Source organism: Pseudoxanthomonas spadix BD-a59 (genome assembly GCF_000233915.3).
In the GTDB taxonomy this organism is placed as follows: Bacteria; Pseudomonadota; Gammaproteobacteria; order Xanthomonadales; family Xanthomonadaceae; genus Pseudoxanthomonas_A; species Pseudoxanthomonas_A spadix.
The window spans coordinates 2,510,792-2,526,848 of sequence record NC_016147.2; the positions used below are offsets into that span (position 1 = coordinate 2,510,792).

At 69.7% G+C, this 16,057-nt stretch carries 13 protein-coding genes and 1 pseudogene; 9 read left to right on the top strand and 5 right to left on the bottom strand.

Annotation, left to right across the window (positions count from 1 at the left end; genetic code table 11):
- Window positions 1-80: 80 nt before the first annotated feature.
- On the bottom strand, window positions 81-1,922 hold the full coding sequence (locus tag DSC_RS11355; protein WP_014161309.1) for an ABC transporter ATP-binding protein: 1,842 nt from the start codon (window positions 1,920-1,922) through the stop codon (window positions 81-83).
- Window positions 1,923-2,248: 326 nt separating this feature from the next.
- Here DSC_RS11355 and DSC_RS11360 point away from each other — a divergent pair, with 326 nt between their 5' ends.
- Together DSC_RS11360 and DSC_RS11365 are read left to right on the top strand one after the other, a co-directional pair.
- Complete coding sequence (locus tag DSC_RS11360; RefSeq protein ID WP_014161310.1) at window positions 2,249-3,163, top strand: DUF72 domain-containing protein; 915 nt, start codon at window positions 2,249-2,251, stop codon at window positions 3,161-3,163.
- A gap of 8 nt (window positions 3,164-3,171) precedes the next feature.
- A complete protein-coding gene (locus DSC_RS11365; protein ID WP_014161311.1) occupies window positions 3,172-4,116 on the top strand; it encodes a DMT family transporter in 945 nt (314 codons plus the stop codon).
- Window positions 4,117-4,332: 216 nt separating this feature from the next.
- Here the strand turns inward: DSC_RS11365 and DSC_RS11370 are convergent, their stop codons facing one another.
- Both DSC_RS11370 and DSC_RS11375 read right to left on the bottom strand, forming a co-directional pair.
- On the bottom strand, window positions 4,333-5,061 hold the full coding sequence (locus tag DSC_RS11370; RefSeq protein ID WP_014161312.1) for a pseudouridine synthase: 729 nt from the start codon (window positions 5,059-5,061) through the stop codon (window positions 4,333-4,335).
- Window positions 5,062-5,193: 132 nt separating this feature from the next.
- Entirely contained in the window at window positions 5,194-7,134 is a 1,941-nt protein-coding gene (locus tag DSC_RS11375; RefSeq protein ID WP_014161313.1) for a DEAD/DEAH box helicase, read from the bottom strand.
- 264 nt (window positions 7,135-7,398) lie between these two features.
- Between DSC_RS11375 and DSC_RS11380 the strand changes: the two genes are divergently transcribed.
- The 4 genes from DSC_RS11380 to DSC_RS11395 all read left to right on the top strand — a co-directional run bounded on the left by DSC_RS11380 (window position 7,399) and on the right by DSC_RS11395 (window position 11,258).
- Window positions 7,399-7,692 (top strand): RNA-binding S4 domain-containing protein, encoded by a 294-nt coding sequence (locus tag DSC_RS11380; protein WP_014161314.1) that lies wholly within the window; start codon window positions 7,399-7,401, stop codon window positions 7,690-7,692.
- A gap of 176 nt (window positions 7,693-7,868) precedes the next feature.
- The gene (locus DSC_RS11385; protein ID WP_014161315.1) at window positions 7,869-9,149 is read left to right on the top strand and encodes an alkaline phosphatase family protein; all 1,281 of its coding nucleotides are present in this window, start codon (window positions 7,869-7,871) and stop codon (window positions 9,147-9,149) included.
- A gap of 67 nt (window positions 9,150-9,216) precedes the next feature.
- The gene (locus DSC_RS11390; protein ID WP_014161316.1) at window positions 9,217-10,728 is read left to right on the top strand and encodes a DNA-3-methyladenine glycosylase 2 family protein; all 1,512 of its coding nucleotides are present in this window, start codon (window positions 9,217-9,219) and stop codon (window positions 10,726-10,728) included.
- Window positions 10,725-11,258 carry a methylated-DNA--[protein]-cysteine S-methyltransferase gene (locus tag DSC_RS11395; RefSeq protein ID WP_014161317.1) on the top strand — a complete coding sequence of 178 codons (534 nt, stop codon included), beginning with the start codon at window positions 10,725-10,727 and terminating at the stop codon, window positions 11,256-11,258. Before DSC_RS11390 ends, DSC_RS11395 begins: the two co-directional genes overlap by 4 nt.
- A gap of 202 nt (window positions 11,259-11,460) precedes the next feature.
- Here the strand turns inward: DSC_RS11395 and DSC_RS11400 are convergent, their stop codons facing one another.
- Window positions 11,461-11,634: a 30S ribosomal protein THX gene (locus DSC_RS11400; RefSeq protein WP_014161318.1), complete on the bottom strand. Its 174-nt coding sequence runs from the start codon at window positions 11,632-11,634 to the stop codon at window positions 11,461-11,463.
- A gap of 116 nt (window positions 11,635-11,750) precedes the next feature.
- Window positions 11,751-12,167 (bottom strand): annotated as a pseudogene (locus DSC_RS11405) (MerC domain-containing protein); the annotation flags it as partial.
- A 100-nt stretch (window positions 12,168-12,267) separates the two neighbouring features.
- On the opposite strand from DSC_RS11405, the gene DSC_RS11410 reads away from it, so the two are divergent.
- The 3 genes from DSC_RS11410 (at window position 12,268) to DSC_RS11420 (ending at window position 16,035) form a co-directional block, all read left to right on the top strand.
- Entirely contained in the window at window positions 12,268-14,337 is a 2,070-nt protein-coding gene (locus tag DSC_RS11410) for a TonB-dependent receptor (RefSeq protein WP_014161320.1), read from the top strand.
- A 362-nt stretch (window positions 14,338-14,699) separates the two neighbouring features.
- The gene (locus tag DSC_RS16895) at window positions 14,700-15,026 is read left to right on the top strand and encodes an aromatic-ring-hydroxylating dioxygenase subunit beta (RefSeq protein ID WP_425476621.1); all 327 of its coding nucleotides are present in this window, start codon (window positions 14,700-14,702) and stop codon (window positions 15,024-15,026) included.
- 55 nt (window positions 15,027-15,081) lie between these two features.
- On the top strand, window positions 15,082-16,035 hold the full coding sequence (locus DSC_RS11420; RefSeq protein WP_014161322.1) for a PdxA family dehydrogenase: 954 nt from the start codon (window positions 15,082-15,084) through the stop codon (window positions 16,033-16,035).
- The last annotated feature ends 22 nt before the right edge of the window (window positions 16,036-16,057 follow it).

Here is a 16,057-nt window from a genome sequence, read left to right on the forward strand (position 1 = left end):
TCCATCGCCAGCCCGATCCGCGCCAGCAGCGGCCAGAGCGCACTGCAACGGAGACAATGCACCCTCAACCGGACAACCGATCACGACACCGCTTCGGCGGCGACGAAGCCGCCGGTCTGGCGCTGCCACAGGCGCGCGTACAGGCCGCCGCGGGCGACCAGTTCGGCATGGGTGCCGGTTTCCACGATCCGGCCGGCATCCATCACCACCAGCCGGTCCATGCGCGCGATGGTCGAAAGCCGGTGGGCGATGGCGATCACCGTCTTGCCCTGCATCAAGGTATCCAGGCTGTCCTGGATGGCAGCCTCCACTTCCGAATCCAGCGCCGAGGTGGCCTCGTCCAGCAGCAGGATCGGCGCGTCCTTGAGCAGCACCCGGGCGATGGCGATGCGCTGGCGCTGGCCGCCGGACAGCTTGACCCCGCGTTCGCCCACGTGCGCGTCCAGGCCGGTGCGGCCCTCGCCGTCGACCAGGGTCCGGATGAAATCCTCGGCCCGGGCCTGGGCGATGGCCGCGGCGATCTGCTCGGGCGTGGCGTCGGGGCGGCCGTAGCGCAGGTTGTCCAGGATCGAGCGGTGCAGCAGCGAGGTGTCCTGGGTGACCACGCCGATCTGGCTGCGCAGGCTGGTCTGGGTCACCCCGGCGATGTCCTGGCCGTCGATCAGGATGCGCCCGGCCTCCAGGTCGTACAGCCGCAGCAGCACGTTGACCAGGGTGGACTTGCCGGCGCCGGAGGGGCCGACCAGGCCGATCTTCTCGCCCGGGCGCACCTCCAGATCCAGCCCGGCAATCACCCCGCCGCGCTTGCCGTAATGGAAATGAATGCCTTCGAAGCGCACCGCGCCGCGGGTGACCTGCAGCGGCCTGGCGCCTGGCGCATCGGTCACCGTGTGCGGCCTGGCGACCGTCTGCATGCCGTCCTGGACCGTGCCGATGTCCTCGAACAGGCCGTTGACCACCCACATGATCCAGCCGGACATGTTCTCGATGCGGATCACCAGCCCGGTGGACAGGGCGATGGCGCCGATCGTGATCGAGCCACGCTGCCACAGCCACAGGCCCAGGCCGGCGGTGGCGGCGATCATCAGGCCGTTGAGCACGGCGATGGTGACGTCCATGGACGTGGTCAGGCGGGTCATGCGCCGGACCTTGTCCAGGTTCTCGCGCACCGCCTGGGCCACGTAATCGTCCTCGCGCCGCTCGTGCGGGAACAGTTTGAGCGTGGTGATGTTGGTGTAGCCGTCCACCACCCGGCCCATCAACTGCGACTTGGACTCCGAGGCGCGCCAGGAACGCTCCTTCACCCGCGGCACGAACACCGCCAGGGTGGCGATGTAGGCCAGCAGCCAGCCGGTCAGCGGCAGCATCAGGCGCCAGTCGGCCTGGGCGAACAGGAACAGTGCGCTGCCGGTGTAGACGGCCACGTACCACAGCGCATCGACCAGCTGCACCGCCGATTCGCGCAGCGACGCGCCGGTCTGCATGATCCGGTTGGCGATCCGCCCGGCGTAGTCGTTCTGGAAGAAGGACAGGCTCTGGCGCACCACGTGGCGGTGCTGCTGCCAGCGGATGCGCGCGGTCAGCGCCGGAGTCACGGCCTGGTGCATCAGCAGGTCGCCCAGCGCCATCAGCAGCGGGCGCAGGACGATCGCCACCGCCGCCATCCCCAGCAGCTGCGGGCCGTGCCGGTCGAAGAAGCCGGCCGCCGCCTCGGCCTTGGCCAGGTCCACCAGCTTGCCGAGGAAACCGAACAGCGCCACTTCCACCAGCGCCACCGCAAAGCCGACCACGAACATCGAGGCCAGCACCCAGCGCCCGCGCCGCAGGTAGTGGGCGTAGAAGCGCAGCAGGTTGTCCGGCGGGGTCCTGTGGTCGGGACGATCGAACACATCGATCAGGTTTTCGAACCAGCGGAAGATCATCGGGATGCTGCGTGCGGCGGGCTTGGGCAGTATCTCATTGCCGCGTCGGCGTCCTGTTTCGATGGACCATGACTTGCAGCGCGCCACTGCGGGTGAGATCGGCATTTCATCTGCCCTGGCACGGCAGCGCCGCCAGTACCGTAGCCCGGAGATAACGGAACATGGTGAAAGTGGTGGATTCAAGTCCAGGGCAAGGCGCAAGCCGCCGCCAAGGCTGGCCGCCTTGGCAAGGCTTGCAACGCCGCCCTGGGCTTGAAGACGCGCTTTCACGTTTCGATATCTTCGGGTTGCGGTACTAGGCTGCCACGCCCCCCCAGGACCCCGTCATGGCCCGCACCCGCCCCGCACCGCCCGCCCCGCCTGCCGCGACCGAGCTGTTGGCCGCCAACGCCAGCACGCCGCCGGGCATCCGGGTCGGCATCGGCGGCTGGGTCTACCCGCCGTGGCGCGGCACCTTCTATCCGCCCGGGCTGGCGCAGCGGCTGGAACTGGAATATGCCAGCAGCCACCTCAGCGCGATCGAGATCAACGGCACCTATTACCGCACCCAGCCGCCGGCGACCTATGCCAAATGGCGTGATGCCACGCCGGAGGGCTTCGTGTTCTCGGCCAAGGCACCCAGGCGCATCACCCAGGCGCGCAGGCTGGCCGGCACCGGCGCGCAGGTGGAGGATTTCATCGGCGGCATCGCCACGCTGGGCGACAAGCTGGGGCCGCTGGTGTGGCAATTCGACGCCGGGCGCAGGCTCGATGGCGAGGATTTTGCCGCCTTCCTCGACCTGCTGCCGAAAAAGGCCGGATCACGCCCGCTGCGCCACGTGCTGGACGTGCGCGATGAAGCCTTCATCACCCCCGACTTGCTGGCGCTGGCGCGCAGCCACGGCATGGGCACGGTGTTTTCCGAATCGGAGCGGTATCCCTCGTTCGCCGACATCACCAGCGACTTTGTCTACGCCCGGCTGATGGCCAGCCGCAGCAGCGAGCCCTGCGGCTACCCGGCCGCCGAACTCGACGCCTGGGCCCGACGCGCCAGGATCTGGCAGGCCGGCGGTGATCCGCAGGAACTGCCGCATGTGGACACCACCCCGGCACCGAAACAGCCGCGCGAGGTGTTCGTGTTCTTCATCGCTGCAGCCAAGGAACGCAATCCGGCCGCGGCGATGGCGCTGCTGCAACGCCTGCGAGGCGAGCCCCGGCCCAGCCCGGCGCACGGGGATCTGGCCGCCGTGCAGCGGCGATAATGCGCGCAATGAATGCCCCGGTCCCTGCCAAAGCCCATCTCCAGGTTCATGTCTGCGTGCTGCTGTGGGGCTTCACCGCCATCCTGGGCAAGCTGATCACCCTGCCTGCCCTGCCGCTGGTGTGGTGGCGCATGCTGCTCGTGGTGCTCGCCCTGGCCCTGCTGCCTGCGGTGTGGCGCGGCCTGGGGGCGATGCGCGCACGCCGGCGCTGGGCCTATGCCGGGATCGGCGCGCTGGTGTCCCTGCACTGGCTGACCTTCTACGGCGCGATCAAGCTGGCCAACGCCTCGGTGGCCGCGACCTGCATCGCGCTGTCGCCGGCATTCACCGCCCTGATCGAACCGTGGCTGGCCAGGCGCCCCTTCGACCTGCGCGAGCTGCTGTTCGGCCTGGCCACCCTGCCCGGGGTGGCGCTGGTGGTGGGCGGCGTGCCGCACGCGATGCGCGCCGGGGTCGCGGTCGGCGCGCTGTCGGCACTGCTGGTGGCGGTGTTCGGCTCGCTCAACAAGCGCATGGTCGAAGGCGGCCAGCCGCTGACCGTCACCGCCCTGGAACTGGGCGCCGGCACCGTGCTGCTGACCGCGCTGGCGCCGCTGATGGCGCTGGTCCCCGGCTTCGGCGGCAGCCTGCTGGTGATGCCCGGCCTGCACGACGGTGCGCTGCTGCTGGTGCTGGCGCTGGCCTGCACCCTGCTGCCCTTTGCCATGGCCTTGGCCGCGCTGCGCCATGTCAGCGCCTATGGCATGCAGCTGGCGACCAACCTGGAGCCGGTCTACGCGATCGTGCTGGCGATGCTGCTGCTGGGGGAGCAGCGCCAGCTCACCGGACAGTTCTACCTCGGCGTGGCGATCATCCTGCTGGCGGTGTTCGCCCAACCCCTGTTCGCCCGGCGCAGGCCAGTGGTGCATCCGGAACTGCTGGCCACGTCCGAAGCCAAGGGCGTGGCGGACTGATCCTCCCGACCGGGGCTCGTGGAGCCACCGCGCGGACAACGTGGGCGGCCCTTGGAGCCGCCAGCCCGGCACGGTCGCGATCGCGGATGCATGCAAGGAAGGTGATCGGCAAAGCCAAGCGCGCCGACGCGCAGCCGCCAATGCAAAGCATTCCCTCGCGTGGGGGATTGGCGGGTCAAGACCCGCCCTACGCTGACCCGACGGAAGATGTCCCTGTTACCAGTGCTGCATGTCCGGCAGCAGGCCGCGCAGCTCGGCGTCGGTCAGGTTACGCCAGCGGCCGGGCTTGAGCGGCCCCAGCCGGATGTTGTCAATGCGTACCCGGCGCAGCTGGGTGACGCGGTAGCCGAAAGCCGCCGACATCAGCCGGATCTGCCGGTTCAGGCCCTGGGTCAGGGTGATCCGGAAACCGAACCTGGCCAGGCGCGAGGTGCGGCACGGCAGGGTCATCTGGTCGTGGATGCGCACGCCCCTGGCCATGCCGCGCAGGAACTCCTCGGTGACCGGGCGGTTGACCTCCACCAGGTATTCCTTTTCGTGGCGGTTTTCGGCGCGCAGGATCTGGTTGACGATCTCGCCGTTGCTGGTCAGCAGGATCAACCCTTCCGAGTCCTTGTCCAGCCGGCCAACCGGGAAGATGCGCTGCTCGTGGCCGACGAAGTCGACGATGTTGCCCTTGACCGTGCGCTCGGTGGTGCAGGTGATGCCCACCGGCTTGTTGAGCATGATGTACACGTGGCGCCGGCCGCCGGTCCTGACCGTGGCCCGTGCGCGCAGCGGCTGGCCATCGATCAGGACCACGTCGCCTTCGCCGACCACCGCGCCGGTGCCGGCCGGATGGCCGTTGACGCTGACCCGGCGCTCGCCGATCAGGCGGTCGGCCTCACGGCGCGAACAGAACCCGGTCTGGGCGATGTGCTTGTTGAGGCGGGTGGTTTCGGTCATCACGCCATTATCGGGCAGGCCAAGCGGCGCGCACGAAAGCGCCGCGCCGCGCTTTGGGCCTCTTCTCCCCGCGCGCGCCATGCCGGCAGGTCTGTGCCCAGGAGCGCAACCTCTCCCCCATGCGGCGCCGCTTCACGACGGCTTTGGCGGGCCCTTGCGGTGCGGCTTGGCCGGGGCCTTGGGCGCGGACTTGAAGCTGCGCGGGCGCGCGTCGGTGCGCGCGGCGGCCGGCTTGAACTTGCGCGGCGCCTGCTCGCCGGCATCCTCGCCCAGCTTGTGGATGCGCAGCTGCTGGCCGGACACCCAGACCTTCTTCAGGTGCATCAGCAGCTCGCGCGGCATGCCTTCGGGCAGGTCCAGCACCGAATGGTCCTCCTGGATATCGATGCGGCCGATGTAGCGGCTTTCCAGTCCGGCCTCGTTGGCGATGGCGCCGACGATGTTGGCCGGCTTGACGCCGTGGGCGTGGCCGACCTCGATGCGGTAGCGCTCCATGCCGACCTCGGCCTCGCCGGCCGGCGCGGACGGTGCCCGGCGCGCACGCTCGGCGGCGGCCGGCAACGACGCGTCTGCGGGCTGCGGCGCACTGCGCGGCCCACGCTCGGCGCGCGGGTGCTCGCTGCGCTGGGCACGCGCCGGGGCCGCGCCGAACGGGCCGCTGCGCTCGCCTTCGTAGCGCGCACGGTCGGCACGCGGGTTGCGCTCGCCGAGGGCCTCGGCGCTGCTGCGCGCCTGGCTACGTTCTGCCGACAGCAGCAGCGGCGTATCGCCCTGCAGCAGGCGCGCCAGCGCGGCGGCGATGTCCACCGCCGGCACGTTGTGCTCGCGCTCGTAACCTTCGATCAGCGCGCGGTACTGGCCCGCCTCGCCGCTGGCCAGGGTGTCGGTGATCCGGGCCAGGAACCTGGCCACGCGCCGGTCGTTGACGTCCTCCACGCTGGGCAGCTGCATTTCGGTGATCGGCTGGCGGGTGGCCCGCTCGATCGCGCGCAGCATCGACTTCTCGCGCGGGGTCACGAACAGGATCGCGTCGCCGGCGCGGCCGGCGCGGCCGGTGCGGCCGATGCGGTGCACGTAGCTTTCGGTGTCGTAGGGAATGTCGTAGTTCAGCACGTGGCTCACCCGCTCCACGTCCAGGCCGCGCGCGGCCACGTCGGTGGCCACCAGGATGTCCAGCTTGCCGTCCTTGAGCTGGGCGATGGTCTTTTCGCGCGCGGCCTGCTGCATGTCGCCGTTGATCGCGGCCGCGGCCAGGCCGCGGGCCTGCAGCTTCTGGGCCAGTTCTTCGGTGGCCGCCTTGGTGCGCACGAAGATGATCATGCCGTCGAACGGTTCGGCTTCCAGGATCCGGGTCAGCGCGTCGAGCTTGTGCAGGCCCGAGACGAACCAGTAGCGCTGGGTGATGTTGGCCGAGGTCGTGGTCCTGGCCGCGATGTTCACCTCGACCGGATCCTTCAGGTAGGTCTGGGCGATGCGGCGGATGGCCGGCGGCATGGTCGCCGAGAACAACGCCACCTGGCGCGTTTCCGGGGTCTTCTTCAGCACCGTCTCGACATCGTCGATGAAGCCCATGCGCAGCATTTCGTCGGCTTCGTCCAGGACCAGGGTGGCAAGGCCGGACAGGTCCAGCGAGCCGCGCTCGAGGTGGTCGATCACCCGGCCGGGCGTCCCGACCACCACGTGCACGCCGCGTTTGAGCGCCTGCAGCTGCGGCGCGTAGGCCTGGCCGCCGTAGATCGGCAGCACATGGAACCCGGGGATCGAGGCGGCGTACTTCTGGAAGGCCTCGGCGACCTGGATGGCCAGCTCGCGGGTCGGCGCCAGGACCAGCGCCTGCGGCTTGCCGGCGGCCAGGTCCAGGTTGGAGAGCACCGGCAAGGCGAAGGCCGCGGTCTTGCCGGTCCCGGTCTGCGCGGTGCCCAGCACGTCGCGTCCGGCCAGCAGCGCCGGGATGGTCGCGGCCTGGATCGGCGATGGCGATTCGTAGCCGACGGTGGCCAGGGCGGCCATGACCGGCGCGGACAGGCCAAGGGCGGAGAACGGCACCGCGGCTGCGGCGTTTTCGGAAGACATGATGCAACTCGGACAGCGTCTGTGGCCGCCTATTGTGCGCCCTGGCGGCCTGTCCTGCCCAAAACGGCGCGCAAAAGCGCAGGCCTGGCGCAGCCGGCGGTTCAGTCCGGCGCCACCCCGGTGCCAGGCGCCCTCGGCTGGCAAGGGCGCTCCACGACAGCGTCATCGGCGCCAGTCTGCGCCAGCGCCTGCCGGAGCAGATCGAGCGCTTTGCCTGCGAGCAGGACGCGCGATACTTCCCCCTTTCCAGCTGCGCGACGTTCCATGCAGATCCTCCAATTCGATCTCGACGGCGAGTACGTCGAACTCCACATCCTGCTCAAGCTGTGCGGCCTGGCCGACAGCGGCGGCATGGGCAAGCAGATCGTCGCCAGCGGCGTGGTCCTGGTGGACGGCGCGCAGGAACTGCGCAAGACCGCCAAGATCCGCGCCGGCCAGGTGGTGCGCATCGAGGACCAGATCGAGATCCAGGTGCTGGCGCGTAGGAGCACACCGCAGGGGTGCGATGGGGCTTTGCCGACGAAGCCTCTCGCGGCCATGCCCCCGAAGCGGGAATAAAGGTTTCCCCTACGCCCAGGGCGCGGAAACGTCGATCACCCCGTAGGAGCGGGCGGAGAAGGGCCTGATCGCCCCGCAAGGCAGCCACGGTCCCGGAGGCAGAAGCGAGGGCGCCATGCAGCGGTCATGCCGTTCTGCCAAGCTCTGCGCAGTCCTTCTGCTACCCCATTGACCGCATGCGCCTGCCCACGTTCCGCGCCGCATGGCTGGCCAGCCTGTTGTTGCTGTCCGCCTGCGCCACCGATCACCCCGCTTCCGCCACCGCCTCCAGCACCCATGCCACCGCCGCGCCGGCGCCGGTCCTGCTGATTTCCATCGATGGCATGGGCGCAGGCTATCTCGGTCGCGGCGATACGCCACGCCTGGATGCGCTGGCCGCCGGCGGCGTCCGCGCGCAGTGGATGAATCCGTCCTACCCGGCGGTGACCTTTCCCAACCACTACACGCTGGTGACCGGGCTACGTCCGGACCGTCACGGAATTGTCCACAACTCCATGCGCGACCCGGAACTGGGCCTGTTCAGGCTCTCCGACGCCAAGGCCACCGGTGACAGCCGCTGGTGGGACCAGGCCACGCCGATCTGGGTCACTGCCGAGCAGCATGGGCGCAGGACCGCGATCTGGGCCTGGCCCGGCAGCGGCGCGCCGATCCAGGGCGTGCGCCCCAGCCAGTACCGGCTGTTCGACGGCCAGATCCCCTTCTCCACGCGCGCGGCCGAAGTGGCCGGCTGGCTGACCGGCCCGCTCGCGCAACGCCCGGCCCTGGCCGCGCTGTACGTGGAAGACGTGGACGAACAAGGCCATGGTTTCGGCCCGGGTTCGCCGCAGGTGCGCGCCGCGCTGCAGCAGGTCGACGCGGTGCTCGGCAGCCTGTTCGACACGCTCCAGGCCCACGGCCAGCTGGAACGCACCAACATCGTGATCGTCTCCGACCACGGCATGGCCCAGGTCATGCCCGGGCAGGTGATCGCCGTGGAGGACATGGTCAGCGTGGAGGAAGCGGCGATCGTCTCGGCCGGCCAGGTGATCGGGGTGTCACCCAATCTGGGGTTCGAAGCGGTCCTCGACCAGCGCCTGCCAGGCCGCCACGACCACTACGCCTGCTGGCGCAAGGGCGAGCTGCCGGCCCGCTGGCACTACGGCAGCAACGCGCGGATCCCGCCGATCGTGTGCCAGATGGACGAAGGCTGGGACGCCCTGCCGGCCGCGCACGCGGCGCAGCGGCGCCAGCTGGGCCAGGTCCGCGGCTCGCACGGCTACGATCCGGCGTTGGCCTCGATGCAGGCAAGCTTCATCGCCCACGGCCCGGCCTTCCGGCCCGGCACCGTGTTGCCGGCGTTCGACAACGTGGACGTCTACCCGCTGCTGGCGCACCTGCTGCAGCTGCCGCCGGAGCCGAACCAGGGCACCCTGGCAACGCTGCAGCCAGGCTTGAAGGAACCGGTCGCCGCGCCCTGAGCAGGGGCGGACATCGATGTCCGAAAACGGCTAGTCCGGCCCGCGGCGCGGTGCTAGCCTGCGCCGCATGCCCGCTGCCTGCCTGCCCGACCACCGCACCTGCGAACAGGCCCGCCTGAGCCGCGACGCGCGCTTCGACGGGCTGTTTTTCACCGCGGTGTCCAGCACCGGCATCTACTGCCGCCCGGTCTGCCCGGCGTCCCCAGCCAAAGCGGGCAACGTCACCTACTACGCCGCAGCTGCGGCCGCCGAAGCGGCCGGCTTTCGCCCGTGCCTGCGCTGCCGGCCGGAACTGGCCCCCGACGCTGGCACCTGGCGTCGCGGCGATGAGGTGCTCGCCCGCGCCCTGAAGCTGATCGACACCGGCCTGCTGGCCGAGCAGCCGTTGTCCGCGCTGGCCGGGCGCCTGGCGGTGGGCGAACGCCAGCTGCGGCGCCTGTTCGCCCAGCGCCTGGGCACCTCGCCGATCGGCGTGCATGGCACCCGCCGGCTGCTGTTCGCCAAGCAGCTGCTGACCGAAACCGGCCTGCCGATCACCGAGGTGGCCCTGGCCGCCGGATTCGGCAGCCTGCGTCGCTTCAACACGGTGTTCAAGGACAGCTACCGGATGGCGCCGCGCCAGCTGCGCAAGGCCGAGCCGCGCCAGAGCGCCGGCGACACCCTGGTGCTGCGCCTGGGCTACCGGCCGCCGTACGACTTCGGCGCGATGCTCGACTTCCTGCGCGGGCGGGCACTGCCGGGCGTGGAGCATGTCGATGCGACCTCCTATGCCCGCGTGGTCGGCCCGGCTGCCTCGCCCGGCTGGCTGCGGGTCAGCGCCTGGCCCGGCGGCGAACATGCGCTGCGCCTTCAGCTGCGCAACATCGCCGCGAGCGGGCTGCTGGCCGTGGTCCAGCGCCTGCGCCGGATGTTCGACCTGGATGCCGACCCACGCGCCATCGCCGACGCGCTGAATGACGATCCGCGCCTGCGCCCGCTGCTGGGCAAGCGGCCTGGCCTGCGCATTCCCAGCGGCTGGGACGGCTTTGAAATCGCGATCCGCGCGGTGATCGGCCAGCAGGTCAGCGTGGCCGCCGCGCGCACGCTCACCGCGCGCCTGGCCCGGGCCTTCGGCGAACCGCTCGCCGGCCCGCTGCACAGCCAGATGCACACCCATCTGTTCCCCACCCCGCAGGCGCTGGCCGAGGCCGACCTGGCCGCGATCGGCCTGACCAGGGCGCGCGCGGCCACGCTGCGCACGGTGGCCCGGGCGGTGCTGGAGGGACGGGTCGATTTCGATGCCGGCACTGCCCTGGACACCTTCGTCGAGCGCTGGACCGCCCTGCCCGGCATCGGCCCCTGGACCGCCCACTACCTGGCGCTGCGCGGGCTCGGTCATCCCGATGCCTTTCCCGCCGAAGACCTGGTGTTGCAAAGAGCGCTGGCCAACGACGGCACGCGCCTGCGCGCCGGCCAGCTGCGGCAGCACGCGCAGGCCTGGCGTCCCTGGCGCGGCTACGCCGTGCTGCATCTGTGGAAGGACGCCATGCCGGCCGCCTCATCCCCATCGCCCACCGCCTCCAGGGAGGCCTTGCCATGACCATCTTCGAACGCAGCGTGCCCAGTCCGGTCGGCCCGCTGCGCGTGGCCGCCAGCGACGCCGGCCTGCACGCCATCCAGTTCCCCGGCAACAGCCATCCGGTGAAGCAGCGCACCCCGTGGCAGCCCGGCGAGCATCCGCTGCTGCGCCAGACCCAGGCGCAGCTGGATGCGTATTTTGCCGGACGCCTGCAGGTGTTCGACCTGCCCCTGGCACCGCACGGCACCGCGTTCCAGTGCCAGGTGTGGCAGGCACTGGCGCAGATCCCGTTCGGCCAGACCTGGAGCTACCTGCAGCTGGCCCGGCGCGTGGGCCGCCCGGCCGCCACGCGCGCGGTCGGTGCGGCCAACGGGCGCAATCCGCTGCCGATCGTGCTGCCCTGCCACCGGGTGATCGGCGCCAGCGGCGCGCTGACCGGTTTCGGCGGCGGACTGCCGACCAAGGCCTTCCTGCTGACCCTCGAAGGCGCGCTGCCGCGGCAGGCCGGGGCCGGCGCGCTTTTCGCCCAAGACGCGGCGGCCTGGTCATGATCGCGCGGTGCGAGGTCCTCGCATCCGATTGCCTGCGCGACCCCCCGTCTGTCACCACTGGAGGCGTTCTGCGTCGTGGTTGCGCCGATGGCCGCGGCCACGGCTGCAATTCGGGCGCCCTCCCTGCCAAGTCGCAGGCCGTAAAAAAACGCGGCGCCCGGATGCGGCGCCGCGTTCGGTCGGTCCAGCGTTGGCAGGCAGATCAGCCGGCCTTGGCGACCGTCTTCTTGGCCACGACCTTCTTGGCCGGCGCCTTGGTCACCGACCTGCTGGTCACCGGCGCGGCGACGCCCGCAACCGAAGCGTGCTTGCGCACGTTGCCGTAGCTGGAGTTGTAGCGCTTGCCCTTGGCGGTTTTGCGATCACCCTTGCCCATGTTCGTCATTCCTCGATGTTGGTGGCCCGCCCGTTTTGCGGGTGCGCTGCCGGCAGGTCGCCCGCGCGCAGGACCGCAGAGGCTATCACAGCGGCCCGGCCGGCCGGCAACGGCCGATGCGCGCAGCTGGGGCCGTGCACGTGGCCATGGTTCAGACGCAGGTTCAGCACGTGGGCCAGCCCGACCAGGGTGCCGCCGAAGGTCATCGCCAGCGCATGCGGGACCACGCTGTGGTGCAGCGGCGGATACAGCACCGCCGTCCACAGCACCACCAGCCCGGTCAGCAGCATGCCCAGCGCGCGCAGTGCCCGGTGCCGGCGATAGCTGCTGGCCAGGCTGAACAGGCCAAGCAATGTCGCGAACACCACGAAGGCCTGCTCGACCCCTTCGCCCAGCCAGCCCGACAGGCCCAGCGCCGGCAGCAGCGCGATCAGCAGCGGCAGCACCGCGCAATGCGCCGCGCACACCAGCGAGCCAGTGGCGCCGACGTGGTCGAGCCAGGCGCGCAAGCGGGAGGGAGGCGAGGACGGCATGGGCAACAATGACTTTCGGGAGGGGACTTGACCGTTGTTGGATATATTATAACGTTTTGCGGCAACTGTCTTTCCCCCCCAACGCCGGACGCCCCCACTCATGGAATCCCCCGCTCATCACCTCGCCGGCCCGGCCGTCCGGGCGCGCACGTCGCTTGCCGCCGCCCTGGTCCTGGCCCTGGGCGCCTTCACCGCCCAGGCCCAGGACGCGCCCGCCGCCAACGTTCCTCCGGACAGCGATCCGCGCCATCCCGATCAGGCCGAAGATCCGCACGTCAGGGACCTGGACGCGGTCAGGGTCAGCGCCAGCCTGTTCGGCAGCACCGCCGACCAGCTCAGCCGCCCGGTCGAAGTGCTCTCCGGGGAGAAGCTCGATGAAGTCCGCGCCGCCAGCCTGGGCGAGACCGTGGCCGGCCTGCCCGGCGTGCAGAGCTCCAACTTCGGCCCCGGCGTGGGCCGGCCGATCATCCGCGGCATGGACGGCCCGCGCGTGGCGGTGATGTCCAATGGCCTGTCCAGCGCCGATGTGTCCACCGTCAGCCAGGACCACGCGCCGGCGATCGAGCCGTTCCTGGCCGATCAGATCGAGGTGCTCAAGGGGCCGTCCACCCTGCTCTACGGCAGCGGCGCCATCGGTGGCGCGGTCAACGTGGTCGATGGCCGCATCGCCGAAACCCCGATCGAAGGGGTCACCGGCCGCGCCGAGACCCGGATCGATGTCGGCGACAAGGACGGCCAGACCAGCATGGCGCGCTTGGACGCCGGCAATGGCGGCCTGTCGATCCATGCCGACGGCGTGTACCGCAATGCAAACGACTACGACACACCGCGCGGCAGGCAGCCCAATTCGTTCATCGATACCAAGTCCGGCGCGTTCGGCGCCTCGCTGGCCGGTGACTGGGGCTTCATCGGCGTGTCGGTGGCGCGTTTCAACGACCGCTACGGCAACCCGGGCGAACCGGGCGATCCGGCCGCGGGCGAGCCGGGCGTGCACCTGGAGATGCACCAGGACCGCTTCGAGATGAAGGGCGGCCTGAACGAGCCGTGGGGCCAAGGCAGCGGCCTGCGCTACAGCTTCGGCCACACCCGCTATGACCACACCGAATACGAAGGCAGCCAGGCCGGCACCATGTTCAAGAAGAACGCCAACGAGGGCCGAGTGGAAGCCACCTTCGCCGCCGCCAACGGCTGGAAAACCGCAGTCGGCCTGCAGGGCAACGATTCGACCTTCCAGGCCATCGGCGAGGAAGCCTTCGTGCCGCGCACCGAGACCACATCGGTCGGCGTGTTTGCGGTGGCGCAGAACGCGTGGGGCCGGTTTTCCACCGACCTGGGCGCGCGCGTGGACCGGGTCCGCTACGACACCGACACCGGCCTGTCGCCGGATTTCACGCCACTGAGCCTGTCGACCAGCTTCGGCTTCAGGCTCGACGAGCACTGGCGCCTGACCGCCAACCTGGACCACGCCCAACGCGCTCCGGCCGAAGAGGAGCTGTTCGCCGATGGCCCGCACATCGCCACCCTGGCCTATGAAATCGGCGGCGCCGGGCTGGACAAGGAAAAGGCCAACCAGGCCGAGCTGGGCCTGAGCTACCGCAATGACCGGGTCGATGCGAAGGTCTCGGCGTACTACAACCGCTATGACAAGTTCATCTACCTGGCCGACACCGGCGCGCAGTGGTCTTTCGAGGAGCAAGGCCGGTCCCTGCCGATCCGCCAGTGGACCCAGGGCGATGCGGTCTTCCACGGCTTCGAGGGCGAGGCCACCTGGCACCTGGCCGACAGCGACAGCACCGGCGCCTGGGACCTGCATGTGTTCGGCGACACCGTGCGCGCCCGCCTGAAGGACGGCGGCAACCTGCCGCGCATCGCCCCGGGCCGCTTTGGTGGCGAACTGCGCTGGCAAGCCAGCGCCTGGCGCGCCTCGCTCGGCGCCACCCGCTACATGCGGCAGGACAAGGTGGCGACGGACGAAACCGAGACGGCCGGCTACACGCTGGTCGATGCGCACCTGGCCTATCACCTCGATGCCGGCCCGACCTCGTGGGAGGTGTTCCTGGATGGCAGCAACCTGGCCGACCAGGACGCGCGCGTGCATACCTCCTTCCTCAAGGACAGGGTGATGCTGCCGGGGCGCAGCGCGAGCTTCGGCGTGCGGATGTTCTTCTGATTCAAATCGAAGGTGCGCCCCAGGTTGCGGCGGTGTGCATGCCCCGCGTTCGCCGCTGCACTGGGCGTCAGCCTGCTTGTTCATGTGCGGCCCTTGCTGCAACCAGGCGTTGCCGCCAAGGCGCCTCGGGCCGTGGCGCTGACAAAGGACGCGGCCCTGTGCAGTGTCGAAACCTCACTGGCGCAGGGGCTGGCGCATGACAAAGCGCAATTTTCATGTCGCGATGCATTCGGCCGACAACCTCGAAAGGCAACAGGCATACCCGAACAAACGCGTCCCGGTGTTCACCTCCACGTCAAACCAACAATGGGCGAGCAAAAGCGCTGCGGCACCCTGGCGCATTGGCGGCGCTGGTGGTCCACATGCCAGCGTTCACGCGCCCGGGCTGCATCTGCGCGTTCGCGGCTTCAAGCGCTGGGCTCACATGGCCATCATGTCCTCCTGCCCGCATGGCTTATCCCTTGGCAGGTCTGTGCCAACTGCTGGGCGTGAGGCGCATGGACGACGGTGAACTGCAGGTCCACGGCAACTGGACCGCATCAACCGGGGTCGAGAACCGCGCCACCACGTATTTCGGCAATGCGCACTACCGGCTGCGGCACCTCGACGGTGCATGGCAGATCGCGAAGAAAAAAACTGTCATCCTCAACGACATGATCCATGAAGTCGTCGACTTCTATCACCTCTGACGTCCCTGCCGAAAAAGGTCTTCCAGTGAACAATCAACCAGCGTCCCGCCCGATAGTGGGCATCACCATCGGCGACCCGTGTGGCATCGGCCCGGAAGTGATCGCCAAGGCGTGGGCCGACGAAAAGCTCCACCAGACCTGCAACCCGGTGCTGATCGGCAGCGTGGAGGTGATGGGCGATGCGGTGAGGATCGCAGGCCTGCACGCCCAGGTGCGCGCGGTGCCACGCGCCAGCCAGGTGACCCACAGCCACACGATCGATGTGATCGAACCGGTGGAGTTCGACATGGCCTGGGTTCGCTACGGGCAGGATGTGGAGCGTGCCGGCTGGGCCAGCGGTGCCTGGCTGGACCATGCCGACCGGCTGGCACGGCAGGGAGCGCTGGCCGCATCGGTCATGGGGCCGATCAGTTCGGGCTCGATGAAGATGGCGGGAACGCTCGGCAGCATCGCAACCAACCGTGACGCCGGCGCATATCTTCTGCTGCACTCCGGCCCGCTGACGATCGCCCACCTGAGCGACCACGTGCCGTTGGCGTCGGTGTCCTCGCTCATCACCACCGAGGCCGTTCTGACGTTGCTGCGTTCGCTCGATGACTGGATGAAGCAAGCGGGCTTGCAGTCGCGGCGCATCGCCGTGGCCGGTTTCAATCCCCATGCCGAAGGCCGCGAGGAAAGGGAGCAGATCGACCCGGCCATTGCCATTGCCAGAAGCGAAGGCCTGGATGTGGCCGGGCCGATCAGTCCGGACTCGGTGTTCCGCCACTGCATCGAGGGCCGCTACGACGTGGTGGTGGCCATGTACCACGACCAGGGCCACATCGCCATGAAGACCTGGGGCTTTTCCGGCAACAGTGTTGCCATGATCGGGCCGCCCTACATCCACATGACCGTCGCACACGGGGTGGCGCACGAGATCGCAGGCCTGGGCAAGGCCGATCACACCATGATCCTCAACGCCATCCTCAATGCAGCGACCCTGGCATCGGGCCAGGGTTTCTACGACTGATCCACTGGCAGTTGCAGCGCTT